The following is a 24,242-nucleotide window of genomic DNA, read 5'->3' as shown; positions in this document are numbered from 1 at the left end:
TCACGCGGATGAAGCGCGCAGCCGCGCTTCCCGGGACGGCGAGAGGGCTCGCGCCGTGCGAGCCTGATGCGAACATGAGCCGAGGAAACCTAGTGCCCTGTCCCGCAACTTCCTTTGAATGAAATCGCCCAGGAGATCAGGGGCATGCGCCAACGCGCTATTTCAACGCTCGAGCAGATTCAGCTTCTCTTGCACGTCCTTCCACTCGTCCGCCTCCGGGAGCGAACCCTTGGTCTTCGTGATGCTCGGCCAGTTCTTGGCCAAGTCGGCGTTGAGCGCGACGAATTGCTGCTGATCGCCGGGAACGTCTTCCTCGGCATAGATCGCGTTCACCGGGCACTCGGCTACGCAGACGGCACAGTCGATGCATTCATCGGGATCGATCGCGAGGAAGTTGGGACCTTCGCGAAAGCAATCCACCGGACAAACGTCGACGCAGTCCGTATATTTGCACTTGATGCAGCTTTCGGTCACAACGTGAGTCATTCAAGCTCCTGCACTCAGGGTATCGGAAGGGGACGCAAACGCGGTATTTTAAGATGCCGGGTACGCAAACAGGATATTGTAGCGTAATGCCAAGGCACCAATGGCCACGGGCCCGAGCGGCGGCTTAGATCGATTCGTGATTAGTTTATGGGCGATTGCCACGCTGCGCGCGCGAGGCCTGGCGACCGCGGTTCGGGTAACATGCGGCAGCGGCGGGCGCCGTGCGTCGTGCCCGGCGCGCCTCGACCGTTCGCGCTCCGGCTTCGATCATGATCATCACATCGCTCATCGACACCGATCTCTACAAGTTCACGATGATGCAAGTCGTCTTGCATCATTTCCCCGCCGCGACAGTGGAATATCGCTTCCGCTGCCGCACGCCGAACGTAAATCTCGTCCCGTACGTCGACGAGATCCGCGAGGAGATCGGCAAGCTCTGCCAGCTGCGCTTCGGCGAAGACGAGCTCGACTATCTGCGTCGCATGCGCTTCATCAAGAGCGATTTCATCGACTTCCTGGCGCTCTTTCACCTGAACGAAAAGTACATTTCGGTCGAACCCTCCGCGAAAGGCAATGGCGAAATCGACATCGTCATCAACGGCCCATGGCTCCATACGATCCTCTTCGAGATCCCGGTGCTTGCGATCGTCAACGAGGTGTACTTCCGCAACACGCAGCGCGACCCCGACTATCAGATCGGCCGCGATCGTTTGCGCGAGAAGATCGCGCTGCTCGCGCGGCCCGAGCTCGCTGAGTGCAAGATCGCCGATTACGGGACGCGCAGGCGTTTCTCGAAGCGCTGGCATGAAGAGGTCATTCTCACGTTGATGGATGGCATCGGCGCGCAGCTCGCCGGCACGAGCAACGTCTACTACGCGAAAAAGCACGACCTGACGCCGCTCGGCACGATGGCGCACGAATACCTGCAGGCCTGCCAGGCGCTCGGCCCGAGGCTGCGCGACTCGCAGACCTACGGTTTCGAAGTCTGGGCGAAGGAGTACCGCGGCGACCTCGGCATCGCGCTTTCCGACGTCTATGGCATGAAGGCGTTCCTGAACGACTTCGACATGTATTTCTGCAAGCTCTTCGACGGCGCGCGGCACGATTCGGGCGATCCGTTCGAATGGGGCGAGGCGCTCTTGCGTCACTACGAGGAAAATCGCTGCGATCCGCGCACGAAGGTGCTCGTCTTCTCGGACGCGCTCGACATTCCGAAGGTCCTCAAGCTCTACGAGCGTTTCCGCGGGCGCTGCCGGCTCGCGTTCGGCGTCGGCACGAATCTGACGAACGACCTCGGCTACAGCCCGTTGCAGATCGTCATCAAGATGGTTCGCTGCAACGGCCAGCCGGTCGCGAAGCTGTCCGACTCGCCCGGCAAGAACATGTGTGACGACAAGGCGTATATCGCCTATCTGCGTCAGGTTTTCGGTATCGACACGCCTGTCGAGGATACGCGCGACCAGTCGGAGTGAGCGCGCCGGCGTCCGCGCGATGCGCGCGCGGATTGGCTTGACGGGCGGTTTATCCCAAAAAACACCGCCGCTATAATCGGCCGTTCTTGTTCGATTTCGCCTCGCAAAATGGAGAAGGTCATGGATACGTCGGCGGCCCGCCGCAACATCCTCGCGCGCATACGCGCCGCGAGCGGCCGAGCGGCGCAGCCAGAGCCGGCCGAGCTCGAGGCCGCGGCCGATTATCTCGCGCGCCATCCAGCGGGGCCGCGCCCGCCGATGCCGGCTGACGCGGCCGGTCTCGTCGCGCGCTTCATCGATGAAGCGCGCGCGATGGCGACGTCGGTGGAGGAAGTGGCGACGCTCGCCGACGCGCCGGCCGCGGCGCTGCGCTACTTGAACGCGAACGGCCTGCCGACGCACGCTGTCGCTTGGCGCTCGCTCGAGGCGCTTGCATGGGCGCAAGCCGGTATCGCCGTCGAGTTTCGGGCACCGCGCGATTCCGATCTCGTCGGAATTACCGGCTGTTTTTGCGCCACGGCCGAGACCGGTTCGCTCGTATTGCTGTCGGGGCCGGGCACGGAAGTCTCAGCGGCGCTGCTGCCCGAGACGCACATCGCGGTCGTGCCGGCCTCGCGCATCGTCGCCGCTCATGAGGAAGCGTTCGCGCTGATGCGCGCCGAGCGCGGCGAGTTGCCGCGCGCGGTCAACTTCGTGTCGGGGCCTTCGCGCACCGGCGACATCGAGCAAACCATCGTTCTCGGCGCACACGGTCCCTACCGCGTGCACGCGATCGTCGTACTCGGCGCATAACCCGGATGAGGACTCGAAACAGCGCGCCAGCGAGCGCGATGGTTACGGCCGCGCTCGCGTTGGGCTTCTGGTCGCAAAGTGTCAGGGCCGCCACGCTCGACGGCGCAAAGCTATCTCCGCTCTGGGCCTTGCCGTTCGCGGGCATTTTGCTGTCGATCGCGATCGGTCCACTCGTTGCGCCCGGGTTCTGGCATCGCCACTTCGGCAAAGTCGCCGCCGCGTGGGCTGTCGCGCTGCTCGCGCCGTTCGCCTATGCTTTCGGCGCGCTGGCCGCGCTCGGCACGCTCGCCCATGTGCTCGTTACCGAGTACGTGCCTTTCATCGTGCTTCTCACCGCGCTTTACACAATCGCGGGCGGCATCTGCGTACGCGGGAATCTGCATGGCTCGCCGAAAGTCAATACGGCGATCCTCGCGCTCGGCACGCTGCTCGCGAGCGTCATGGGCACGACGGGAGCGGCGATGCTGCTGATTCGCCCGTTGCTGCGCGCAAACGACAATCGCAAACATGTGGTGCACGTCGTCGTGTTCTTTATTTTTCTCGTCGCCAATGCGGGAGGTTCGCTCTCGCCGCTCGGCGATCCACCGCTCTTTCTCGGCTTCCTGAACGGTGTGAGCTTTTTTTGGACGACGCGGCACCTTGCGTTGCCGATGCTGTTCATATGCGCGGTGTTGCTCGCGCTTTTCTATGCGCTCGACTCGTACTTCCATCACTGCCGCGAGGGGGCAGCCGAGGAAAGGGCGGCGTTCCTCGATCCGACGCCCGATACGCGCGGCGTCTTCATCGAAGGGAAGGTGAACTTCGTGCTGCTCGCGCTCGTCGTCGCGCTGGTGCTGGCGAGCGGAATCTGGAACCCCGGCGTCGAGTTCGCCGTATTCGGCGCGCCCGTCGAGTTGCAAAACGGCTTGCGCGACCTGGCGCTCGTCGCGCTCACGCTGCTCTCGCTCGCGATCACGCCGCGCTCGGCGCGAGTCGGCAACGCGTTCAACTGGGGGGCGATCGTCGAGGTGGCCAAGCTGTTCGCGGGCATCTTCGTCACGATCGCGCCCGTGATCATGATGCTGCGCGCCGGGGCGGAGGGCGCCTTCGCGCCTGTCGTCGATCTCGTGACCGATGCGCAGGGCAAGCCGATCGACGCGATGTATTTCTGGGCGACGGGGCTGCTTTCATCGTTTCTCGACAACGCGCCGACCTACCTCGTCTTTTTCAATCTCGTGGGCGGCGACGCGCAAACGCTGATGACCTCGGGCGCGAAAACGCTCGCGGCGATCTCGGCCGGGGCCGTCTTCATGGGGGCGAACAGCTATATCGGCAACGCGCCGAATTTCATGGTCAAGTCGATCGCCGAAGCGCGCGGCGTGCGCATGCCGAGCTTCTTCGCTTATCTTATGTGGGCCGGGGCGATTCTGGTGCCCGTTTTCCTGTTGACGACGTGGCTCTTTTTTTCCGGGGGTAGGTGATGCAAAAGGTATTGGTCGCGCGCTCGATCTTTCCCGATGTCGTCGAAAGGCTCAGGGAGTATTTCGAGGTCGATTGGAACGACGGACCTGCACTGAGTCAAGACGAGCTCGTGCGCAGACTGGCCGACAAGGACGGGGCGCTGACGGCGGGCGATCCTATCGGCGCCGCCACGTTCGCCGCCGCGCCGCGGCTGCGCGTCGTGTCCAATATGGCCGTCGGCTACAACAACTTCGACATCGCCGCGTTCAATGCGTCCAATGTGCTGGCGACGAACACACCGGACGTGCTCAATGAGTCGACGGCCGATTTCGGCTGGGCACTGATGATGGCGGCGGCGCGCCGTGTAACGGAGAGCGAGCGCTGGCTGCGCGCGGGCGAGTGGCGCGGATGGCGTTACGACGGCTTTCTCGGGGGCGACATTTATGGCTCGACGCTCGGCATCGTCGGCATGGGGCGAATCGGTCAGGCGCTCGCGCGCCGCGCGCGCGGCTTCGCCATGCGCGTCCTTTATCACAACCGCTCACGCGTGGCGCCCGAGATCGAGGCCGAGCTCAATGCCGAATACCGGTCGAAAGAGGATCTGCTGCGTCAAGCGGACCACGTCGTGCTCGTGTTGCCCTATACGCCCGCGAACCACCATACGATCGGGCGCGCCGAGCTGGCGCTGATGAAGCCGACGGCCACGCTGACGAACATCGCGCGCGGCGGGATCGTCGACGATGCCGCGCTCGCCGAGGCGCTGCGAGCGAATCGCATCGCCGCGGCCGGACTCGACGTGTTCGAGGGCGAACCGAGCGTGCATGCGGCATTGCTCGAGGTACCGAACGCCGTGCTGACGCCGCATATCGCGAGCGCGAGCGAAACGACGCGCCGCGCGATGGCGAACCTCGCCGCCGACAATCTGATCGCGGCGCTCGGGGCGGGGCCGCGCGCGGGGCGGCCGCCGAACCCGATCAACCCTGAAGTGCTCGGGAAGGCGCGCACATGACGACGATCCTGACGATCGCGCTGGCGCTTGCCGTCATCGCGCTGGCCGTGGCGCTGGCCGTATTGATGCGCGGTCTGGCTCGCGCGAACGATCGCGCGGCGTTCATCGAGCTCGGCGAATGCATCGAGGCGGCCGGCGAAAAGCAAGCACGCGCCTATGAGCGGCTCGAGCGCGAGCTGCGCGGCGAGATCGCCGAGACGTCGCGCTTGTCGCGCGTCGAACTCGGCGGCGGATTCGCGCAGTTTCAGCAAACGCTCGCGGCCCAATTGACGAGCGTGGCGACCGTGCAGAATCAGCAGATCGACGGCTTCGCCGCGCGCCTCGCCCAACTGATCGATACGAACGCGAAGCAACTCGACGCGATGCGCGAGAGCTTGCAGCGTCAAGCGCTCGAAGCGCGCGAGGAGCAAGGCGCGACGCTGAAGCGCTTCGGCGATACGCTGTCGCAGCAGCTCGCTCAATTGATGGAGGCGAACGATCGCCGCTTCGCGGAAGTGCGTGCGACGCTCGAGCAACGTCTCAAGGATATCGAGGCGAACAACGCGACGAAGCTCGAGGAGATGCGCCGCACCGTCGACGAGAAGCTGCATGCGACGCTCGAGCAACGACTCGGCGAATCGTTCAAGCTCGTCTCGGACAGGCTCGAGCAGGTCCATCGCGGGCTCGGCGAGATGCAGACGCTCGCGGCCGGCGTCGGCGATCTGAAAAAAGTGCTGACGAACGTGAAGACGCGCGGCACGTGGGGCGAGGTGCAGCTCGAGGCGCTGCTCGAGCAGATGCTGACGCCCGATCAATATGCGAAGAACGTCGCCACCGTGCCGAAGAGCGGCGAGCGCGTCGAATTCGCGATCAAGCTGCCGGGCCGCGGCGCGAGCGGCAACGGCGAGGGAACCGGGGCGGCCGCCCCGGTCTGGCTGCCGATCGACGCAAAGTTTCCGCGCGAGGACTACGAGCGGCTCATCGATGCGCAGGAGCGCGCGGACCCGGTGGCCGTCGAAGAGGCGTCGCGCGCACTCGAGGCGCGGGTGCGCGGCGAAGCGCGCACGATTGCCGAGAAGTATGTCGCGCCGCCGCACACCACCGATTTCGCGCTGCTCTTTTTGCCGACCGAAGGTCTTTATGCGGAAGTGCTGCGCCGCCCGGGACTGACCGATCTGCTCCAGCGCGAGTACCGCGTGACGGTCGCGGGACCGACCACGCTTACGGCATTGCTCAACAGTCTGCAAATGGGCTTCCGCACGCTTGCGATCGAGAAGCGATCGAGTGAAGTCTGGCAGGTGCTTGGCGCGGTGAAGACCGAGTTCGGCAAATTCGGCGACGTGCTCGCGAAAACAAAGTCGCAGCTCGAGACGGTGACGCGTTCGATCGAAGCGGCGGAACGCCGTACCCGCGTCATGAACACCAAGCTGCGCGAAGTCGAGGCGTTGCCGGGCGAGCAGACCGAAGGGCTCCTCGGCGAAGCCTATCTGACCCTGCCGGAGCCTGAAGCGTGACGCGCAGCGGATGTCATGCGCCTTGCGCGAGCTCAGCGAGCGAGTCGCCGGTCACCCGGACGATTCGCCAGTCCGGCAGGACGGTTGCCCCCATCTTCGTGTAGAAATCGATGGCGCGTTGGTTCCAGTCGAGGACCGACCATTCGAAGCGGCCACAGCGACGCTCGACGGCGAGCGCCGCGACGCGCCGCAGGAGCGCCGTTCCGAGCCCGCTGCCGCGCAGTGCGGGCTGAACGTAAAGGTCTTCGAGATACAGCCCGCGACGGCTCAGGAATGTCGAGAAGTTGTGGAAGAAGAGCGCATAACCGACGAGGCGCCCGTCGAGCTCGGCGACGAGCGCCTCGGCTGCGGGCCGCCCACCGAAGAGCGCCTCCGAAAGGCTGTGCTCCGTCGCGACGAACAGATGCGTCAGCTTCTCGAACTCGGCCAACTCGCGCATCAGTGCGAGCATGGGGCCGACGTCACGCGGCTCCGCCGGTCTGATGCAGGCCTCCCGTAGTCCCTCTGGGGTAGCGGGAGGCGGGCGATACTGAGCGTCGGGGGCGTCGTCATTGTTGAGCATTACGCTTCCTCCGGCGAATCCGAAAGAACGATCTCAATGCCGCCGAAGCGCGAGGCGACCCAGTTATAGGCGTGACATGCGATCCAGAGCAGAACGAAGCCGAGGATGGCATTGAGCAGCAGAGCGCTGAAGATCGTGCTCAACTCGACCGATCCGTACCTGATGTACGCGACCAGCATCCCGAGCAGCACGATGGGTACGCTGAACGTCAGGTAGACGAGGATCAACGCTTTCGCGGTCTGACCCGCTGCGATCGACGAGATTTGTTTTTTCATTGGCGAGAAGCCCCGGTAAGAAACGAACTGGCTCGATTCGTTGGTCATGGATCAGATGAGTCCTTCGAAGGGCATGATGTCGACGAGTTCACCGGCGATCACGTCGCCGCGTTCGTGAGCGAGCACGATGAAGCAATTGGCTTCGCTCATCGAGCTCAGGGCGCCCGAGCTTTGCGTGCGCGTCGGCGTCACGCGCCAGGCTCCGTCTGCCCCGCGCGAAGCGATGCCGCGCAGGTATTCGGTCCGGCCCGCGCGCTTTTTCATCGTGACCGCGGCAGCGGCCGCCAGCGTGAGCGGGGCGGCAGCCTCAGCCCCTGACATGCAAAGCAAAGCCTCGCGGACGATCTGATAGAACGTCGCCATCACGGCCACGGGGTTGCCGGGCAGCCCGAAAAAGAGGGCGGGCCGCTCCCCGCTTTGCCGACCGCTCGCTCCGTTAGGCCAGAGACGTCCGAACGCCAACGGGCGGCCCGGTCTCATGGCGAGGTGCCAGAACGCAACATCGCCAAGCTGTTCGAACATGCGGCGCGTGAAATCGGCCTCTCCGACGGATACGCCGCCCGAGCTCAACACCACGTCGGCGCTTTGGGCAGCGCAGCGGAACGCGGCTTCGAGCGCAGCCGGCTCGTCGCGGACGATACCGAGGTCGAGCGCATCGACGCCCAGTCGTGCAAGCATCGCCGCAATCGTATAGCGGTTGCTGTCATACACCGTGCCCGCCGCGAGCGGCTCGCCGATCGAGCGCAACTCGTCGCCCGTCGAAAAAAACGCAACGCGAAGCCGCCGGCGCACCGACACTTCAGCGATGCCGAGCGACGCGAGCAAGCCTACGTCCGACGAGCGGATGATGCGCCCCGCGCGTAGCGCCGGCTGTCCGCGCGCGAGGTCTTCGCCGGCGCGCCGGCGATTGGCGCCTCGTGCGATGCGGTGTCGATCGAACGCGACGCGCTTGCCACTCACCGTGACCCACTCCTGAGGGACGACAGTGTCGCAGCCCGACGGCATCGGCGCGCCCGTCATGATCCGGACGCATTGGCGCGCCGCGAGTGCACCCGCGAACGGATGGCCGGCAAGGGCCTGGCCGGCCACCTCGAGTGTGAGCTGCTGCGCCGCGGCCGGTGCCGCGCCGTCTGCGCCTTGAGCGCCCTCATCCGGCTTCGCCCCGCTCGCGCCGGGCGCGCCCGCCGCCGCTTCGTCGACGATGGCTCCATCGAACGCGTAACCGTCCATCGCGGCATTGTCGTGCGCGGGCACATCGATCGGCGATACGACGTCTTCGGCCAGTACACGGCCGAGAGCGGCGCGCAGCGCGACACGTTCGGCCGTCGCCACGGGCTCGGCCCAGCGTCGGACGACAGCCTGAGCCGCGCCGACTGGCAAGGCCTGCGCGTCGTGCTCGGAAATGAAACTGGAAATGTTGTCGGACGTTGTCATCGCTGGTGAAACCGCGCGCCAGATAACCCGGCGGCGTCGGAGAGGTCGGGCAGGGCCGCGACTCTGTTCCCGAGGGCGCCGCGTCTCGGGCAACGCTCTCGCTCAGGACTCGTGTCTCGATTCGCCGACGGCGGGCAACGCACGCTCGAGCTCGGCGAGCTCCTGCAAAGAGTTGGCATTGTAAAACGCGTGCTCGTCCGGAAAGACGACTTCGACGTTCATGTGGCGCGCGTACCACGCGCGGACCTTGCGCTCGCCGCGAGCAAGCGTGGCCGCGAGGTCGTCGGCAAGCGTCGTGCGCAGTAGCGCAAAGACCGGATGCATCGTGGCCCGTCCGATCGAATCGCGCGTGACGACGGTCGCGACGTCGGCGCGCGCCGCATCGAGCGCGTGAGTCAATTGCGCCGCGAGATCGAGCGGCAGATTCGGCGTGTCGCAGGGCACGCAGAGCACGAGCTCCGTGCGAGCCGCCCGCAATCCCGCAAGCATGCCCGCGAGCGGGCCGGGGAAGTCGGTCGTTGCATCGGCTACGATCTGTGCATCGAAGGGCTCGCCGAGCGCCGCGTATGCGTCGAGATGACGGTTGGCGCTGACGAGTAGCGCATCGACCTGCGGTGCGAGCCGCCTTGCCGCATGCAGCGCCAGCGGTTCACCGTTCAGCGGCTGCAGCCCTTTGTCGAGGCCTCCCATGCGTGTGCCGCGACCGCCTGCGAGGATGAGCCCGGTGATACGCGGATGCAGAGCGGACCGTTCCATGACGACGACGCGTGCTATCCGCCAATGTACGACATCTCGACGCGCGGGGCGGCCGCAACGGACGCGCTCGCGGTTTGGCTTCCGCGCAGCAGCGAGTAACGATCTTCGCGTCCTTGCCAGATGCGCGCAATCGCCGTGGCGATGTCGGCATCGGATGCGCCGTTGCGCAACAGCGCGCGCAGGTCGTGGCCCGCCGACGCGAACAGGCAAAGGTACAGCTTGCCTTCGGTGGAGAGCCGAGCGCGCGTGCAGGTACCGCAAAACGCGCGCGTGACGCTCGAGATGACGCCGATTTCGCCGCCGCCATCGGCATAGGCCCAGCGCTGCGCCGTCTCGGCCGGCGTATGCCGCTCGAGCGGCACGAGGGGAAAGACTTCGGCGATGCGCGCGACGACATCGGCCGAGGGCAGCACCTCGGCCATGTTCCACCCGTTCGACGTGCCGACATCCATGTATTCGATGAAGCGCAGCACGACGCCCGAACCCTTGAAATGGCGCGCCATCGGCACGATCTCGCCGTCGTTCGTGCCGCGCTTCACGACCATATTGACCTTGAGCGGCTCGAGCCCCACCGCTTGGGCGGCCGCGATGCCCTCGAGCACACTCGCCGCCGCGAAATCGGCGTCGTTCATCCGCTTGAAGAGGGCGTCGTCGAGCGCGTCGAGACTGACGGTGACGCGCGTCAAGCCCGCATCCTTGAGAGCGCGCGCTTTACGGGCGAGCAGTGAGCCGTTCGTCGTCAGCGTGACGTCGAGCGGCCGGCCATCGGGCGTCGAAAGACGGGCGAGGCGCTCGATCAGCCACTCGATGTTCTTGCGAAGCAGCGGCTCGCCGCCCGTCAGCCGGATTTTCTCGACCCCGTGCGCAACGAACGTGCGGGCGAGCCGCTCGATTTCTTCGAACGTGAGCAGCGCATCGTGCGGCAGGAAGGGGTAGTCCTTGTCGAAGACGGCGCGCGGCATGCAGTAGATGCAGCGAAAGTTGCAGCGATCCGTGATCGAGACGCGCAGATCGCGCATCGGCCTCGCGAAAGTATCGGTCACGATTCCGCGCGGCTCGATCGGGACGCCGGCGAAATCGGGAGCTGCGCTGATGTCGGCGACCGGAATGATGCGGCGGGACATGATCGATGGCAAAAAGGACTAGACGATCATTCTAGCCCAATAGGCCGGAGCGGGCTGGGAAAGGCGTTCGCGCCGAAAAAAAGCCTGCCGAAGGGCAGGCTTTTCGTCATCGCAGAACCAAAACGAGCGCGGCTTACTCTGCCTTGCGCGTTTCGATCTGCTGCATGGGCGCCGTATCGGCCGGCGGCAGCGGCTTGCGTTCGCGCGGCACGCGCGCCGGCGCAGGGATCCGTGCGGCGGCTTCCTGCGAAGCGCGCAGCTTCTCGGCATCGGTATTGACCCATACGAGTCCCGCCGACTCGAGCATCGGCTGGAGCTCCGCGACCGAGAGGCCCTTCGCGACGCCATTCGGCAGACCATTCGACAGATGGCGAGCCGGCGCCGATTCCGCGACAGGCTGCGTCTCAGCTTGCGGCTGCATCGTCCCGGCTTCGGCCGTCTGTAGGTCGGTCGCGCCCTCGGCTTTTGCCACCGCCGGGGCGGCGGCTTCCGCCACTTGCGCTTGCGCAGCGCTCATCGATACGGGCTCGACGGGCGCGATCGGCGCCGGCTCCGTCACCCGCGGTGCCTGAGCGAACTCGGACGGAGCGCTTGCCGTCTGTTCGGCCGACGATTGCGGCGCCGCTTCCGCCGGCGCGGCCGGGGCTGACGTGACGGCCGGTTCGGTCGCGGCTGCCTGCTCCGCCGGAGTCGGCGACGGCTGCCAAGTCGGCGCGGCGGCCGCGTTTTCGGGCAGCGGCACCGCCACCGGCGTTTCGGTCGGCACGGGTGTCACGGCCGTATCCTCGGCGCTGGCGTGCTCTTCCGCGCGTTGCGGAGCGGCTTGGCCAGGGGCATGCGACACAAGCTCAGCAGTTGCTGCTTGCTTGCCGGCATCGACCGCGGCGTGGGCGGCCGCAGCCTGCTCGGCGGCGCCGACTGTCGGCGGCACGGCGCCAACCGTCCCTTCAGCTTCGGCGACGTCGGCCGCGTGCGTGACGTTCACCGTTTCATCTTCGCGTTCGCGACGGCCGCCGCGACGACCGCGGCGGCGGCGGCGACGCTCCTCGCCGTCACGTGCGCCCGTTTCGTATTCGGGTGCGGGAACGCCTTGCTCGACGCTTGCCGCGACGGCGTCCTCGGCAGCCGCCGTTTCCGGACGCGTCGTCACGTCCGCGATTTCCGTCAGCGGCTTGCGGCGTTCGCCCCGTTCCGGACGCTCGGGCCGTTCGCGGCGCTCGCCGCGCTCGCCCCGATCCTGACGCTCACCGCGCGGCGCGGCTTCGGCGGTTTCAGTGCGTTCCGCGCGCTCACCGCGTTCGGTGCGTTCGCTGCGTTCGGAACGCTCGAGTGCGCGTTCGCGGCCGTCACGGCCCTCGCGTGCTTCGCGACCTTCACGCGCCTCGCGGCCCTCGCGACCTTCACGCGCTTCCCGCGGCTCGCGCCGCTGAGACGGTTGTTGTGCCTGGCGCAGTCCCGCGACGCCGTCGGCGCGCGCCGCGGCTTCGCGACCGGCGCCGCCGCGCTTGCCGCGATTGCGATCGCCCGCGCGCTCGGTACCGCGCGCCGTCGCGCCCTCACGCGGCTCGCGGGCTTCGCGAGCGGGGCGGGCGGGCTGGACGGGTTCGGGCGCCGGCGCCGGAGCGGCAGGTTGCGCACCGAAGAGGCTCTTGATCCATCCGAAGAAACCGCCGCCGGCGCGGGCCGTGGCCGCCTCCTGAGCAGAGGCCGCCACGGGGGCTTCCTGCGGGCGAACCGGCGCGCTCGGAGCGGGCTTCTCGGGCGTGATGCCCTTGACCGCCGCTTCCTGCTTCGGCTTCACGTCGTCTGACCGTTTGCTGTAGCCGGTCTCCGACTCGAGCTCGCGGGCCGCTTCCTCGGCCATGCGCCACGACGCGCGCGGATCGTCGAGACGCGCATCGTCGTGACGCAGGCGCTCGAGCTTGTAGTGCGGCGTGTCGAGGTGCTTGTTCGGAATGAGGATGACGTTGACCTTGAAGCGCGATTCGATCTTATTGATTTCCTGGCGCTTTTCGTTGAGCAGGAACGCGGTGACTTCGACGGGCACCTGGCAGTGGATCGCCGCGGTGTTCTCCTTCATCGCCTCTTCCTGGATGATCCGCAGCACCTGCAGCGCCGACGATTCGGTATCGCGGATATGTCCCGTGCCGTTGCAGCGCGGGCAGGTGACGTGGCTGCCTTCGGAGAGGGCCGGGCGCAGCCGCTGGCGCGACAGCTCCATCAGGCCGAAGCGCGAGATCTTGCCCATCTGCACGCGCGCCCGATCGTGCTTCAACGCATCTTTCAGGCGCTGCTCGACTTCGCGCTGGCTCTTCGTCGACTCCATGTCGATGAAGTCGATGACGATGAGGCCGCCGAGATCGCGCAGGCGCAGCTGCCGGGCCACTTCGTCCGCCGCTTCGAGGTTCGTGCGCGTCGCCGTTTCCTCGATGTCGGCACCCTTCGTGGCGCGCGCCGAGTTCACGTCGATGGCGACGAGCGCCTCGGTGTGGTCGATGACGATCGCGCCCCCGGAAGGCAGCGGCACCGTGCGCGAATAAGCCGTCTCGATCTGGTGCTCGATCTGGAAGCGCGAGAAGAGCGGCACGTCGTCGTGATAGCGCTTCACCTTGCCCACGTTGTCGGGCATCACGATATCCATGAAGGCTCGCGCCTGATCATGGATTTCCGTCGTATCGATCAGGATCTCGCCGATATCGGGCTGGAAATAGTCGCGAATTGCGCGGATGACGAGGCTCGATTCGAGATAGATCAGCATCGGCTGGCCTGGCTGGCCGCTTTGCGACGCGGCCTCGATCGCGCGCCATAGCTGCATGAGGTAGTTCAAGTCCCATTGCAGCTCTTCAGCGCTGCGGCCGATGCCGGCCGTGCGCGCGATCATGCTCATGCCGTCTGGCAATTGCAGCTGCGCCATCGTTTCGCGCAGTTCCTGCCGATCCTCGCCCTCGATGCGGCGCGAGACGCCGCCCGCGCGCGGGTTGTTCGGCATCAGCACGAGATAGCGCCCCGCGAGCGAGATGAAGGTCGTCAGCGCGGCGCCCTTGTTGCCACGCTCTTCCTTCTCGACCTGGACGATGAGCTCCTGGCCCTCGCGCAGCGCATCCTGGATGCGGGCGGACCGCGTTTCGACGCCATCGCGGAAATACTGACGCGCGACTTCCTTGAACGGCAGGAAGCCGTGGCGATCTTCGCCGTAGTTGACGAAGCAGGCTTCGAGCGACGGCTCGATGCGGGTGACGACGCCTTTATAGATGTTGCCTTTGCGCTGCTCGCGCCCGGCGGTTTCGATGTCGATGTCGATGAGCTTTTGCCCATCGACGATGGCGACGCGCAGTTCTTCCTGCTGCGTCGCATTGAACAGCATGCGTTTCATTGAACGGCTCCAGAGCGGCTGCGCCGGCGAGCTCACCGGTCAGTGGGGACTGAGCCGGGGAAGTGCTCGCAATGGCGCGCCGCGCCTTTGTTTTGTTGTCACAAGCACGCTGGAGCGGGAAAAATGGCGGGGAGAATTGCCTTGAAGGGGCTCGCCGCGAATCGAAACAGGGCCGCGAGCCGCCGGGGCGCATGCGAATACGGCTTCAAATAACGGCGCCGCACGGGACGTGCTTTGCGCTGCCGCGCGGCGATGCCGCGGCGCACATCGTACGGTGCGGGTCTCGAAGCGCCAGGGTGATTCCGCGTCGCTGGGACGCGGCGTGAAGCCCGGGACGCTCGACAGCCGCGCGGGTGCCTCGCCAGTTTTGACGTCGCCGAAAACGCCGCTTGACGCGGGACGCTCATGGGCGCTCGCCGTGGTGTTCGCAATCGGGGAGCCCCGGCGCCGGCCATCTATGCCCCGACGCTTGCGGCTCTCCTGATGAATTCTTTTTTACCAAAATTCCGTTACCGTCGGCACCGGCGCGACCGAATGCGCCTGTGGGCGCCATCCTTGCCGCGGCGAATGCCGTGCGTGCAACTCGTTGCTTCTCGGTTACAGGGCAAGCAACCAGCCCTTGGGTACTGCCAAGGAAGCTAAAATAGCGGCTTCCTGGTTTGGTGCCCCACACAACCCGCCAGTTATCCTGGCAAACCCGCCGGCAAACGCGCCGGCAGCGGTAAGTTGCTGGCGTAAATTATATTCAGAATGAATGAGTTAGGCAAAATTTCCCAGAAATTGGTCGCAGGCGACCAAGTCTCGATGATACAGGTAGACGAGGGTATCGCCGGGCAGCGGATCGACAATTTTTTGTTGCGCGTCTGCAAGGGGGTGCCGAAAAGCCACATCTATCGGATCCTGCGCAGCGGTGAGGTGAGGGTCAACAAAGGGCGCGTCGATGCGAAATACCGGCTCGTTTCGGGAGATATCGTCCGTGTGCCGCCCGTGCGCGTCGCCGAGCGCGGCGTCGAGGTGGCGCTCGCGGCGCCGCCCGCGCGGTTCGAGGTACTGTTCGAGGACGAATACCTGCTCATCATCGACAAGCCGGCCGGCGTCGCCGTGCACGGAGGCAGCGGGATCGCGTTCGGCGTGATCGAGCAAATGCGCGAGGCGCGGCCGCTCGGCAAGTTCCTGGAACTGGTGCACCGGCTCGATCGCGAAACCTCGGGCGTGCTGATGCTCGCGAAAAAGCGCGCGGCGCTCGTCGGACTGCATGAGCAGATTCGCGAGAACCGCATCGACAAACGTTACTACGCCTGCGTGCATGGGAACTGGCGGGGCGACTGGGGACGGCGCCGGGCCGTGAAGGAGCCGCTTCACAAGTATCTGACCGCCGACGGCGAGCGGCGCGTGCGCGTGGACCCGGAGGGCCTGCCGTCGCACACTGTGTTCAACCTCGTCGAGCGCTGGCCCGACTACGCGCTCGTCGAGGCCGAGTTGAAGACGGGCCGCACCCACCAGATCCGCGTCCATCTCGCGCACCTGGGGCTGCCGATCGTCGGCGACGCCAAATACGGCGACTTCGCGCTCAACAAGGCGCTGGCGCGCGCCGACGCGCGTCCCGGGCTCAAGCGGATGTTCCTCCACGCTCACCGGCTGCGCCTGACGCACCCGGTGACGGGTGAGCCGTTGACTTTCGAGGCGTCGTTGCCCGACGATTGTCGGCGTTTTATCGATCAATTGAACGCAGTGCGCGACGAGGCGCAACACGATGGCCCGACAGCAATTTGACCTGGTCGTTTTCGACTGGGACGGCACCCTGATGGATTCGACGGCGCATATCACGCGCAGCATCCAGGCTGCCTGCCGCGATCTCGGGCTGCCCGTGCCGGCCGACGAAGCCGCGAGCTACGTGATCGGGCTCGGCTTGCGCGACGCCCTCTCGATCGCGGCGCCGTCGCTCGATCCGGCCGATTACCCGCGGCTTGCGGAGCGCTACCGCTATCACTATCTGATCAAAGGCACGCGTACCGAGCTTTTCGAAGGGGCGCGGGAACTGCTCGAAGAGCTGCGCGACATGGGTTACCTGCTTGCCGTCGCAACGGGCAAGAGCCGGGTCGGCCTCAACCGGGCGCTCGACGAGGCGCGTCTCACTTGCCTCTTCGACGGTACGCGCTGTGCCGACGAAACGTTCTCGAAGCCGCATCCGGCCATGCTGCACGAGCTTTCGCGCGAACTGGGGCAGGACCTCGAGCGCACCGTCATGATCGGCGACACGACGCACGATCTGCAGATGGCGCTGAACGCGGGAACGGCCGGCGTTGCCGTGAGCTATGGCGCACACCGGGCCGACGCGCTCACCGCGCTCGAGCCGAAGTTCGTCGCCGAGAGCGTGCCGGCGCTGGCCGCCTGGTTGAGGGAGCACGCGTGAGCGCGGGCGACGGTCATGGGGAAGCGGCGGCCGTGCGCGTTTGCGCGTCCGACGAGCTCCAGGATGGGGGGACGGGCGTTCGCCTCGCGGCCAAGCACTGCGGCGAGGATGCGGTCGTTTTTTTCGTCCGCTACGGTGGCGGCGTATACGGCTATCTGAATCGCTGCGCGCATGTACCGATGGAGCTCGATTGGCTCGAAGGACAGTTCTTCGAATCGTCGGGCTTATACTTGATGTGCGCGACGCACGGTGCGATTTACGAGCCCGAGACGGGGCGGTGCGTCGGCGGGCCGTGCCGCGGCGCAAGGCTGCGCCGCGTCGCCGTCGAAGAGCGCGAGACGCCCGAGGGCCGCGCCGTCTTCTGGTTGCCTGAAGAGGCGCTGGGGCCGGCGTAGCGAACGCGAGTCGGGGCATCCATCGATGCCCCGGCGGACGATGTTCGCCGGCGGGCGGGCGTTCCAGTCGCGCTACATTAATGACCTTTCACACGCCATTCCATCGACTCAATGTCCGACTATCCGACTCCCGGCCCCCGCGACGACGCCGGTTCCCGCCCAGCGCCACCGCCTTCCGCTTCCTCCGGCGGCGAAGCGAACTGGGAGCGGGCGGCGCTCGAGCGCATCGCGCTTGCAGCCATCAAGGAGCAGCGCGCCGCACGCCGCTGGCGCATTTTCTTTCGTTTCGCGTTCCTCATTGTCTTGCTCGTCATCGTCTTCCGCGTTTTTCACGCCTCGAGCGACAAGGTGACGGCGGCGGGGCGGCACACCGCGCTCGTGACGCTCGACGGCGAAATCGCACCTGATACGAACGCCAATGCCGACGATATCGACACCGCGTTGCGCCGCGCGTTCGAGGATAGCGACACGGCCGGCATCGTCCTGAAGATCGACAGTCCCGGCGGCAGCCCGGTGCAGGCCAGCATGATCAACGCGGAGATCCGCCGGCTGCGAGCCCGATATCCGTCGAAGCCGCTTTATGTCGTGGTCGGCGATATGTGCGCGTCCGGCGGTTACTACATCGCCGTCGCCGCCGACAAGATCTACGTCAACAAAGCCAGTATCGTCGGGTCGATCGGCGTGCTGATGGACGGCTTCGGCTTCACGGGGCTCATGGACAAGCTCGGGATTCAGCGCCGTTTGCATACGTCGGGCGCGAACAAGGGCTACTACGATCCGTTCTCGCCCGAAACGCCCGCGATGGACGCGCACGCGCAGCAACTGCTCGACGACATCCACCAGCAGTTCATCTCGGCCGTGCGCGAAGGGCGAGGCAAGCGGCTGCACGAGACGCCCGATATCTTCTCGGGACTCTTCTGGACGGGCGAAAAGAGCGTCGAGCTAGGGCTTGCCGACGGCTTCGGCGATACGCGCTACGTCGCGCGCGAAGTGATCAAGGCGCCGCGCATCGTCGACTACACCGTCAAGGAAAGCCTCTCGGACCGGCTCGCCCGCAAGTTCGGCACGGCCGTGGGCAGCGCCGCCGTCAAGTCGCTCGTTGTCGACGGACTCAAGCTGCACTGATCGACGGGCTGGCCGATCGAACGAACGGCCGCTCGTAGGTCGAGCGGCGGCCGGGCGGCCGGGCGGTCCGTCGCCGGACTCGCCGGTCTCCGTTTTCAGCTCGCGAGCATTAGGAAAATTGCCGGCCGCTTGTGCAAATCGAGCGCGCCGGCGTCCTTTTTCCAGCCCGAGACGGGCCGGCTCACGATGGTTTCGCTCTCGAGCGTGAGGTCGACGGCGACGGCGACGAGCGTCGACGGCGACAAGGCGGTCAATAGCGCATCGAGCAGCGTGCGATTGCGGTAGGGCGTCTCGATGAAGACCTGCGTCTCTTTGGCTTTGCGCGAGTGCTGTTCGAGCTCGCGGAGCCGCTTCGTACGCTCGGCGGCATCGACCGGCAAATAGCCTTGAAACGCAAAGCGCTGGCCGTTGAGTCCCGACGCCATCAAGGCGAGCAGAATCGAGCTCGGCCCGACGAGCGGCACGACCTTCACGCCGCGCTCGTGCGCGCGCCGAACGAGCAGTGCGCCCGGATCGGCCACGGCCGGACACCCGGCTTCGGAGACGAGCCCCGCATCGGTGCCGGCCAGCACCGGCGCGAGCAGCCCATCGATTTCGGCGGCCGGCGTATTGACGTTCAATTCCCGAATCTCGATTTCCTGGATCGGCCGCGCCGGGCCGACCCTTTTCAGGAATGCGCGCGTCGATTTCGCGTTTTCGCCGATGAAGTAGGACAGCGCCGCCGCGCGCGCGAGCACGCTGGCGGGCAGCACGGTGGCGAGCGCATTGGCGTCGCCGTCGCCAAGTGCGTTTGGAATCAGGTAGAGGGTGCCGCTCATTTCAGCCTCCCGCTGGGCCGCCCCAAGGGAGGCTGACGCCCCCTCGGGGGGCAGCGAACGATAGTGAGCGTGGGGGTTGTTTCATCTCACTGCGCGCCGGGTCGCAAAAGTGGGTAGCCCGCGTCCCGGAGCATACGCGTGAGCGCAATCAGCGGCAGGCCGATGAGGGCCGTGGGATCGTCGGAGTCGATCGTTTCGAGGAGCGCGATGCCGAGCCCTTCGGCCTTCGCGCTGCCCGCGACGTCGTAGGGTGTCTCCGCGCGCAAATAGGCGTCGAGCTCCGCGTCGCAGAGATCGCGAAAGCGCACTCGTGTGACGACATCTTCCGTTCGCGCGATGTCGCGTGCGCCGTCGAAGAGACACAACGCGCTATGGAACTCGACGACGCGCCCGCGCATCGCCTGCAATTGCGCGAGCGCCTTGTCGTGCGTGCCGGGCTTGCCGATCTGGCGTCCGTCGAGCGTGGCGACCTGATCGGAGCCGATCACGAGCGTTGGCGCGCCCGGAAGCCGGGACGCACCCGCCTGCGCGCATTCACGCGCGGCGACGGCGCGCGCCTTGGCCTCGGCGAGCCTCAGCGCCGTGGCGGCCGGGGCTTCTCCCGGGTGGGGAGTTTCGTCGACCGAGGGCACGGCGACGTCGAACGCGATGCGCAGTCGTTCGAGCAGCGCGCGGCGATAGGGCGAGCTTGAGGCGAGAATCAGACGCGGCCTCGGATCGTCTGCTGAAATCGGCATGAGATATTGGAGTCGTGGGATTCGTGGGTATCGGGACGGTGTTGCCTCAACCGAAGCGGCGATGATCGCCGGCTTGCACCGGCTGGTCGGCGGCCTCGCGGTTCACGCCTTAAGTGCTTGACTCAAAACGGTAAAGCAGCTACGCTCTCGTGTTTCTCGCGGTTTGCCGTGGAGTGGAGGCACCCATGAGTCGACATCCGGGCAAGGCTGCCGGTTCCATCGATCCGCACGAGCTCGACATCTTCGAATTCGCGCGCAGCGCGCGCCAGGCGGCGGGTTCGGTGCGGGTCTCGCAGTTGCCGCGCATGTTAAACGAAGTCCCGGCCGAGGCGCCAGAGCGCGACACCGCGTTCACCTGGCAGGCGGAGGGTTCGACGCAGCCCGAGCTGCAGGATGACGGCAGCGAGGCGCAGCAACCTTATTTGCGGCTTGCGGTGCATGGCTCGGCGTGGCTCGAGTGCCAGCGGTGCCTCACGCCCTACGAGCAGTCGTTCGATGTCGACGCCACCTACCGGCTCGTGGAGACGGATGAGGAGGCCGACGAATACCCGCTCGACGACGATGACCTCGACGTGATCGTAGGCTCGCGCCAGTTCGATCTCGTCGATTTGATCGAAGAGGAACTGCTGCTTTCCCTGCCGCTCGTGCCGAAGCACGAAGTCTGTCCGCAGGTGCACGAGAGCCTGAGTTCGGGCGCCGCCGGCCGCGCGGAAGACGATGACGGCGAGGCGGTCGGGGAAAACGAAAACGGCGAGTCCGGCGAGTCGGGCAAGCCAAATCCGTTCGCGGCGCTGGAAGCGCTCAAGCGTGGCGCGGACGGAAAAGACGGCGGCGGCAAAAAGCACTGAAAAGCCGCTCGACGAGCAAATGGCAGCGCGACGCGGCACCCCTCGCCTGGCCTTTCGGCCATGGCGTTTCGCCGATCGGGCTGTGTTAGAATCCCGGAAATTTTTAGGAGTTATCATGGCAGTCCAGCAAAACAAGAAGTCGCCGTCGAAGCGCGGCATGCACCGCTCGCACGATTTCCTGACGGGCGCGCCGCTCGCGGTCGAGCCGAGCACGGGCGAAGTGCATCTGCGTCATCACATCAGCCCGAACGGCTATTACCGCGGCAAGAAAGTCGTCAAGACGAAGAACGACTGAAACCGATCGCGTTCTTGCGATGCTTGCCGAGTCCGGCCGTGGCCTGTGCGGCGAGCAGCTTGCTTGGAGGTTCCCGGGCTCCCCGAAGAGAGCACCCTTTCGAGGGATTCTCTGAGGCAGTACGCTCGGGGTACTCAACGAAAAGGCGGCATTCGATTGCCGCTTTTTTGTGCCTGAAATTCGTCGCGGTTCATGACCACTAAGCTCACGATAGACTGCATGGGAGGCGACCACGGCCCGTCCGTGACGGTTCCCGCGGCAGTCAGCTTCGTACGTTCGCATCCCGATGCGCATCTCGTGCTCGTCGGTCTCGAAGCGCCGATTCGAGCTCAACTGAAAAAAGCGAAGGCGCTCGATCTGCCGGCGCTCAGCGTCGTGCCGGCTTCGGAAGTCGTCGCCATGGACGACCCGGTCGAAGTCGCGCTGCGCAAGAAGAAGGACTCGTCGATGCGCGTGGCGCTCGGCCTCGTCAAGGACGAGTCGGCGCAGGCTTGCATATCCGCCGGCAACACGGGTGCGCTGATGGCCGTCTCGCGCTACCTGCTGAAGACGCTTCCCGGCATCGAGCGCCCCGCGATCGCCTCGGCGCTGCCGAATTCGCGCGGCTACACGATGATGCTCGACCTGGGCGCGAACGTCGATTGCGAGCCGCAGCATCTCGTTCAATTCGCCGAGATGGGGCACGCGCTCGTGTCCGCTCTCGAAGGCAAGGATCGGCCGACGATCGGTTTGCTCAACATCGGCGAAGAAGTCATCAAAGGCAACGAAACGATCAAGCGCGCGGGCGAGCTGTTGCGCGCGAGCACGCTGAACTTTCGCGGCAACGTCGAAGGCAACGACATCTACAAGGGCACGACGGACGTGATCGTCTGCGACGGTTTCGTCGGCAACGTCGCCTTGAAGACGTCGGAGGGTCTCGCGCAAATGCTCTCGGAGATCATCCGCGAAGAGTTCGGGCGCTCGCTGCTCACGAAGCTGATGGCGCTTCTCGCGTTGCCGGTCCTCATGCGCTTCAAGAAGCGCGTCGATCATCGCCAATACAACGGCGCCGCGCTGCTCGGGCTGCGCGGACTCGTCATCAAAAGCCATGGCTCGGCGGACGCGTACGCGTTTGAGTGGGCCATCAAACGCGGGTATGATGCAGTCAAAAATGGCGTCCTCGAGCGCCTCGCGCGGGCGATGGAGGAGAATGCCTATCCGCTCGAGCAGGCCACGCGCGCCTCCGGCGGCGCCGGCTCCGCCAATCCCGCCGGCCGCCCGGCCGAGCCTTACGCCGCGGTATCTTCGAAAGCATAATGGCCCAATCCAAAATCTATTCCCGCGTGCTTGGCACGGGCAGCTACCTGCCGTCCAACCGCGTCACCAATCAGGAGCTGGCGGATCGTCTTGCCAAGCGCGGTGTGGAAACGAGCGACGAGTGGATCGTTGCGCGCACGGGCATCCATGCCCGCCACTTCGCCGATCCGGAGCAGACCACGAGCGATCTCGCGCTCGTCGCGTCACAGCGGGCCATCGAGGCCGCCGGCATCGATCCGCAGTCGATCGACCTCATCGTCGTCGCCACGTCGACGCCCGATTTCGTCTTTCCGAGCACGGCCTGTCTGTTGCAGAACAAGCTCGACATCAAGAACAACGGAGCCGCGTTCGACGTGCAGGCCGTCTGCTCGGGCTTCGCTTACGCAATCGCAACCGTCGACGCGCTCATTCGCAGCGGTCAGCATCGGACGGCGCTCGTGGTCGGCGCCGAGACGTTCTCGCGCATTCTCGATTTCGATGACCGCACGACGTGCGTGCTGTTCGGCGACGGTGCCGGCGCCGTCATCCTCTCGGCTTCCGAGGAGCCGGGCGTGCTCGCCAGCGCGCTGCACGCCGATGGCAGCCATGCGGACATTCTTTGCACGCCGGGGCATGTGAACGGCGGAGTCGTCGCCGGCAGCGCATTCCTTCATATGGATGGGCAGGCCGTCTTCAAGCTCGCCGTCACCGTTCTCGAGAAGGTCGCCGTCGAGGCGCTCGACAAGGCGCATCTGTCGCCCGGCCAGGTCGATTGGCTAATACCGCACCAGGCCAATATCCGTATCATGACGAGCACCTGTCGCAAGCTGGGCCTGCCGACGGAGCGCATGGTCGTCACGGTCGGCGAGCACGGCAATACGTCGGCGGCGTCGATTCCGCTCGCGCTCGATGTCGCCGTGCGCGACGGGCGCATCAAGCGCGGCCAGCACGTGCTGATCGAAGGTGTCGGCGGGGGCTTCACGTGGGGAGCGTCCGTCATTCGCTATTGATGATCGGCGCTTGGCGTCGGCTGTCGGGGCGGTGTTCTCCGGGCATGCGTGAGCGTACCGCCGCGCGCGGGTTCGCCTGCAGTGGGCAGCCGCGACGCTCGATGCTCGCACTGACTTCCATAAAAGAACTTCTGGAATCGAGGAAGAGATGAAATTCGCGTTCGTATTTCCTGGGCAAGGCTCGCAATCGGTCGGCATGCTGGGCGCGTTCGCCGATAATGCCGCCGTGCGTGAAACGCTTCAGGAGGCGTCCGATGCGCTCGGGCAAGATCTCGGCAAGCTGATCGCCGAAGGTCCGGCCGACGAGTTGAACCTCACGACGAACACGCAGCCCGTCATGCTCACGGCGGCCTATGCGCTCTATCGCGCGTGGCGCGCGGCGGGCGGTCCCGCGCCGTCGGTGGTCGCGGGGCATAGCCTCGGCGAGTACACGGCGCTCGTTGCGGCTGGCGCGCTCGCTTTTCGAGATGCGCTGCCGCTCGTGCGCTTTCGCGCCCAGGCGATGCAAACGGCGGTTCCCGTCGGTGTCGGCGGCATGGCCGCGATCCTCGGTCTCGACGACGACACGGTGCGCGCGGTGTGCGCCGAGGCCGCGAGCGAAGGCGCGGGCGTCGTGGAAGCGGTGAACTTCAATGCGCCGTCGCAAGTGGTGATTGCCGGTCACAAGGCGGCCGTCGAAAAGGCCTGCGAACTCGCGAAGGGCAAGGGCGCCAAGCGCGCACTGCCGCTGCCGGTCTCGGCGCCGTTTCACTCGTCGCTGCTGAAACCGGCTTCGGACCGCCTGCGCGAGTACCTGGGGAGCGTCGAAGTGAATGTGCCGCAGATTCCCGTCGTCAACAATGTCGACGTGGCGACGACCATGGAGCCGGCCGCGATCAAGGACGCACTCGTACGCCAGGCCGCGGGTGCGGTGCGCTGGGTCGAATGCGTGCAGTCGATCGCGAAGAGCGGCGCGACGCACGTGATCGAATGCGGTCCCGGCAAGGTGCTCGCCGGCCTCACGAAGCGCATCGACGCGAATCTCGTCGGCGGGGCGATCACGGACCCGGCCTCGCTCGAAGACATGCTGAAGGCCGTCGCGGCCGGGTGAAGCCGGCAAGGCTCGCCATC

General features: G+C 66.0%; 23 protein-coding genes. 14 read left to right on the top strand and 9 right to left on the bottom strand.

Annotated elements, in window-relative coordinates; all coding sequences use genetic code 11:
* Positions 1 to 162: 162 nt before the first annotated feature.
* Positions 163 to 486, bottom strand: coding sequence for a ferredoxin FdxA (gene fdxA / locus B0G57_RS03525; RefSeq protein WP_018441552.1), 324 nt, complete (start codon positions 484 to 486; stop codon positions 163 to 165).
* A gap of 269 nt (positions 487 to 755) precedes the next feature.
* Between fdxA and pncB the strand changes: the two genes are divergently transcribed.
* The 5 genes from pncB (at position 756) to rmuC (ending at position 6,692) form a co-directional block, all read left to right on the top strand.
* Positions 756 to 1,958 carry a nicotinate phosphoribosyltransferase gene (pncB, locus tag B0G57_RS03520; RefSeq protein ID WP_018441554.1) on the top strand — a complete coding sequence of 401 codons (1,203 nt, stop codon included), beginning with the start codon at positions 756 to 758 and terminating at the stop codon, positions 1,956 to 1,958.
* Positions 1,959 to 2,078: 120 nt separating this feature from the next.
* On the top strand, positions 2,079 to 2,750 hold the full coding sequence (locus B0G57_RS03515; protein WP_026229821.1) for a LutC/YkgG family protein: 672 nt from the start codon (positions 2,079 to 2,081) through the stop codon (positions 2,748 to 2,750).
* Between the two features lie 38 nt (positions 2,751 to 2,788).
* Positions 2,789 to 4,210: a sodium:proton antiporter gene (locus B0G57_RS03510; RefSeq protein ID WP_018441556.1), complete on the top strand. Its 1,422-nt coding sequence runs from the start codon at positions 2,789 to 2,791 to the stop codon at positions 4,208 to 4,210.
* Positions 4,210 to 5,199 (top strand): 2-hydroxyacid dehydrogenase, encoded by a 990-nt coding sequence (locus tag B0G57_RS03505; protein WP_018441557.1) that lies wholly within the window; start codon positions 4,210 to 4,212, stop codon positions 5,197 to 5,199. Before B0G57_RS03510 ends, B0G57_RS03505 begins: the two co-directional genes overlap by 1 nt.
* On the top strand, positions 5,196 to 6,692 hold the full coding sequence (rmuC, locus tag B0G57_RS03500) for a DNA recombination protein RmuC (protein WP_018441558.1): 1,497 nt from the start codon (positions 5,196 to 5,198) through the stop codon (positions 6,690 to 6,692). Before B0G57_RS03505 ends, rmuC begins: the two co-directional genes overlap by 4 nt.
* A gap of 13 nt (positions 6,693 to 6,705) precedes the next feature.
* Here the strand turns inward: rmuC and B0G57_RS03495 are convergent, their stop codons facing one another.
* The 6 genes from B0G57_RS03495 to B0G57_RS03470 all read right to left on the bottom strand — a co-directional run bounded on the left by B0G57_RS03495 (position 6,706) and on the right by B0G57_RS03470 (position 14,216).
* A complete protein-coding gene (locus B0G57_RS03495) occupies positions 6,706 to 7,143 on the bottom strand; it encodes a GNAT family N-acetyltransferase (protein ID WP_018441559.1) in 438 nt (145 codons plus the stop codon).
* Positions 7,144 to 7,253: 110 nt separating this feature from the next.
* Positions 7,254 to 7,529 carry a hypothetical protein gene (locus B0G57_RS03490; RefSeq protein WP_026229824.1) on the bottom strand — a complete coding sequence of 92 codons (276 nt, stop codon included), beginning with the start codon at positions 7,527 to 7,529 and terminating at the stop codon, positions 7,254 to 7,256.
* A 51-nt stretch (positions 7,530 to 7,580) separates the two neighbouring features.
* Positions 7,581 to 8,963: a molybdopterin molybdotransferase MoeA gene (gene moeA, locus B0G57_RS03485; protein WP_018441561.1), complete on the bottom strand. Its 1,383-nt coding sequence runs from the start codon at positions 8,961 to 8,963 to the stop codon at positions 7,581 to 7,583.
* 102 nt (positions 8,964 to 9,065) lie between these two features.
* Positions 9,066 to 9,719 (bottom strand): molybdenum cofactor guanylyltransferase MobA, encoded by a 654-nt coding sequence (mobA, locus tag B0G57_RS03480; RefSeq protein ID WP_018441562.1) that lies wholly within the window; start codon positions 9,717 to 9,719, stop codon positions 9,066 to 9,068.
* A gap of 14 nt (positions 9,720 to 9,733) precedes the next feature.
* Positions 9,734 to 10,843, bottom strand: a complete 1,110-nt coding sequence (moaA, locus tag B0G57_RS03475; RefSeq protein WP_018441563.1) for a GTP 3',8-cyclase MoaA — start codon at positions 10,841 to 10,843, stop codon at positions 9,734 to 9,736.
* A gap of 133 nt (positions 10,844 to 10,976) precedes the next feature.
* Positions 10,977 to 14,216, bottom strand: a complete 3,240-nt coding sequence (locus tag B0G57_RS03470; RefSeq protein WP_020566288.1) for an Rne/Rng family ribonuclease — start codon at positions 14,214 to 14,216, stop codon at positions 10,977 to 10,979.
* 750 nt (positions 14,217 to 14,966) lie between these two features.
* Here B0G57_RS03470 and B0G57_RS03465 point away from each other — a divergent pair.
* The 4 genes from B0G57_RS03465 (at position 14,967) to B0G57_RS03450 (ending at position 18,149) form a co-directional block, all read left to right on the top strand.
* The gene (locus tag B0G57_RS03465) at positions 14,967 to 15,989 is read left to right on the top strand and encodes an RluA family pseudouridine synthase (RefSeq protein WP_018441566.1); all 1,023 of its coding nucleotides are present in this window, start codon (positions 14,967 to 14,969) and stop codon (positions 15,987 to 15,989) included.
* On the top strand, positions 15,970 to 16,629 hold the full coding sequence (locus B0G57_RS03460; protein WP_018441567.1) for an HAD-IA family hydrolase: 660 nt from the start codon (positions 15,970 to 15,972) through the stop codon (positions 16,627 to 16,629). The genes B0G57_RS03465 and B0G57_RS03460 overlap by 20 nt, the downstream gene beginning before the upstream one ends.
* On the top strand, positions 16,626 to 17,024 hold the full coding sequence (locus B0G57_RS03455; RefSeq protein ID WP_018441568.1) for a Rieske (2Fe-2S) protein: 399 nt from the start codon (positions 16,626 to 16,628) through the stop codon (positions 17,022 to 17,024). The genes B0G57_RS03460 and B0G57_RS03455 overlap by 4 nt, the downstream gene beginning before the upstream one ends.
* A 111-nt stretch (positions 17,025 to 17,135) precedes the next feature.
* Positions 17,136 to 18,149: a S49 family peptidase gene (locus B0G57_RS03450; protein ID WP_018441569.1), complete on the top strand. Its 1,014-nt coding sequence runs from the start codon at positions 17,136 to 17,138 to the stop codon at positions 18,147 to 18,149.
* A 95-nt stretch (positions 18,150 to 18,244) separates the two neighbouring features.
* On the opposite strand, the gene B0G57_RS03445 is transcribed toward B0G57_RS03450, so the two are convergent.
* Both B0G57_RS03445 and B0G57_RS03440 read right to left on the bottom strand, forming a co-directional pair.
* Positions 18,245 to 18,967 (bottom strand): SAM-dependent methyltransferase, encoded by a 723-nt coding sequence (locus tag B0G57_RS03445; protein ID WP_018441570.1) that lies wholly within the window; start codon positions 18,965 to 18,967, stop codon positions 18,245 to 18,247.
* An 86-nt stretch (positions 18,968 to 19,053) separates the two neighbouring features.
* Positions 19,054 to 19,704 (bottom strand): Maf-like protein, encoded by a 651-nt coding sequence (locus B0G57_RS03440; protein WP_018441571.1) that lies wholly within the window; start codon positions 19,702 to 19,704, stop codon positions 19,054 to 19,056.
* Between the two features lie 185 nt (positions 19,705 to 19,889).
* Between B0G57_RS03440 and B0G57_RS03435 the strand changes: the two genes are divergently transcribed.
* The 5 genes from B0G57_RS03435 to fabD all read left to right on the top strand — a co-directional run bounded on the left by B0G57_RS03435 (position 19,890) and on the right by fabD (position 24,222).
* On the top strand, positions 19,890 to 20,552 hold the full coding sequence (locus B0G57_RS03435; protein ID WP_018441572.1) for a DUF177 domain-containing protein: 663 nt from the start codon (positions 19,890 to 19,892) through the stop codon (positions 20,550 to 20,552).
* A gap of 115 nt (positions 20,553 to 20,667) precedes the next feature.
* Positions 20,668 to 20,847, top strand: coding sequence for a 50S ribosomal protein L32 (gene rpmF, locus B0G57_RS03430; RefSeq protein WP_018441573.1), 180 nt, complete (start codon positions 20,668 to 20,670; stop codon positions 20,845 to 20,847).
* 192 nt (positions 20,848 to 21,039) lie between these two features.
* Positions 21,040 to 22,143: a phosphate acyltransferase PlsX gene (plsX, locus tag B0G57_RS03425; RefSeq protein ID WP_026229825.1), complete on the top strand. Its 1,104-nt coding sequence runs from the start codon at positions 21,040 to 21,042 to the stop codon at positions 22,141 to 22,143.
* Positions 22,143 to 23,132 (top strand): beta-ketoacyl-ACP synthase III, encoded by a 990-nt coding sequence (locus B0G57_RS03420; RefSeq protein ID WP_018441575.1) that lies wholly within the window; start codon positions 22,143 to 22,145, stop codon positions 23,130 to 23,132. Before plsX ends, B0G57_RS03420 begins: the two co-directional genes overlap by 1 nt.
* A 148-nt stretch (positions 23,133 to 23,280) precedes the next feature.
* Positions 23,281 to 24,222 (top strand): ACP S-malonyltransferase, encoded by a 942-nt coding sequence (gene fabD / locus B0G57_RS03415; RefSeq protein WP_018441576.1) that lies wholly within the window; start codon positions 23,281 to 23,283, stop codon positions 24,220 to 24,222.
* The last annotated feature ends 20 nt before the right edge of the window (positions 24,223 to 24,242 follow it).

Source organism: Trinickia symbiotica, assembly GCF_002934455.1.
Taxonomy (GTDB): domain Bacteria; phylum Pseudomonadota; class Gammaproteobacteria; order Burkholderiales; family Burkholderiaceae; genus Trinickia; species Trinickia symbiotica.
Note: the sequence above shows the minus strand (reverse complement) of the source record. Positions and strands in the feature narration are given on the sequence as shown.

Excerpts from the sequence above, each read along its gene's own strand:
- B0G57_RS03420 (WP_018441575.1), top strand. The coding sequence starts at position 22,143 with ATGGCCCAATCCAAAATCTATTCCCGCGTGCTTGGCACGGGCAGCTAC.
- B0G57_RS03465 (WP_018441566.1), top strand. The coding sequence starts at position 14,967 with ATGAATGAGTTAGGCAAAATTTCCCAGAAATTGGTCGCAGGCGACCAA.
- pncB (WP_018441554.1), top strand. The coding sequence starts at position 756 with ATGATCATCACATCGCTCATCGACACCGATCTCTACAAGTTCACGATG.
- B0G57_RS03490 (WP_026229824.1), bottom strand. The coding sequence starts at position 7,529 with ATGAAAAAACAAATCTCGTCGATCGCAGCGGGTCAGACCGCGAAAGCG.
- B0G57_RS03510 (WP_018441556.1), top strand. The coding sequence starts at position 2,789 with ATGGTTACGGCCGCGCTCGCGTTGGGCTTCTGGTCGCAAAGTGTCAGG.
- moeA (WP_018441561.1), bottom strand. The coding sequence starts at position 8,963 with ATGACAACGTCCGACAACATTTCCAGTTTCATTTCCGAGCACGACGCG.
- mobA (WP_018441562.1), bottom strand. The coding sequence starts at position 9,719 with ATGGAACGGTCCGCTCTGCATCCGCGTATCACCGGGCTCATCCTCGCA.
- B0G57_RS03450 (WP_018441569.1), top strand. The coding sequence starts at position 17,136 with ATGTCCGACTATCCGACTCCCGGCCCCCGCGACGACGCCGGTTCCCGC.
- fabD (WP_018441576.1), top strand. The coding sequence starts at position 23,281 with ATGAAATTCGCGTTCGTATTTCCTGGGCAAGGCTCGCAATCGGTCGGC.
- moaA (WP_018441563.1), bottom strand. The coding sequence starts at position 10,843 with ATGTCCCGCCGCATCATTCCGGTCGCCGACATCAGCGCAGCTCCCGAT.
- B0G57_RS03515 (WP_026229821.1), top strand. The coding sequence starts at position 2,079 with ATGGATACGTCGGCGGCCCGCCGCAACATCCTCGCGCGCATACGCGCC.
- B0G57_RS03505 (WP_018441557.1), top strand. The coding sequence starts at position 4,210 with ATGCAAAAGGTATTGGTCGCGCGCTCGATCTTTCCCGATGTCGTCGAA.
- B0G57_RS03495 (WP_018441559.1), bottom strand. The coding sequence starts at position 7,143 with ATGCTCGCACTGATGCGCGAGTTGGCCGAGTTCGAGAAGCTGACGCAT.
- B0G57_RS03440 (WP_018441571.1), bottom strand. The coding sequence starts at position 19,704 with ATGCCGATTTCAGCAGACGATCCGAGGCCGCGTCTGATTCTCGCCTCA.
- B0G57_RS03460 (WP_018441567.1), top strand. The coding sequence starts at position 15,970 with ATGGCCCGACAGCAATTTGACCTGGTCGTTTTCGACTGGGACGGCACC.
- rmuC (WP_018441558.1), top strand. The coding sequence starts at position 5,196 with ATGACGACGATCCTGACGATCGCGCTGGCGCTTGCCGTCATCGCGCTG.
- rpmF (WP_018441573.1), top strand. The coding sequence starts at position 20,668 with ATGGCAGTCCAGCAAAACAAGAAGTCGCCGTCGAAGCGCGGCATGCAC.
- B0G57_RS03435 (WP_018441572.1), top strand. The coding sequence starts at position 19,890 with ATGAGTCGACATCCGGGCAAGGCTGCCGGTTCCATCGATCCGCACGAG.
- fdxA (WP_018441552.1), bottom strand. The coding sequence starts at position 486 with ATGACTCACGTTGTGACCGAAAGCTGCATCAAGTGCAAATATACGGAC.
- B0G57_RS03470 (WP_020566288.1), bottom strand. The coding sequence starts at position 14,216 with ATGAAACGCATGCTGTTCAATGCGACGCAGCAGGAAGAACTGCGCGTC.
- plsX (WP_026229825.1), top strand. The coding sequence starts at position 21,040 with ATGACCACTAAGCTCACGATAGACTGCATGGGAGGCGACCACGGCCCG.
- B0G57_RS03445 (WP_018441570.1), bottom strand. The coding sequence starts at position 18,967 with ATGAGCGGCACCCTCTACCTGATTCCAAACGCACTTGGCGACGGCGAC.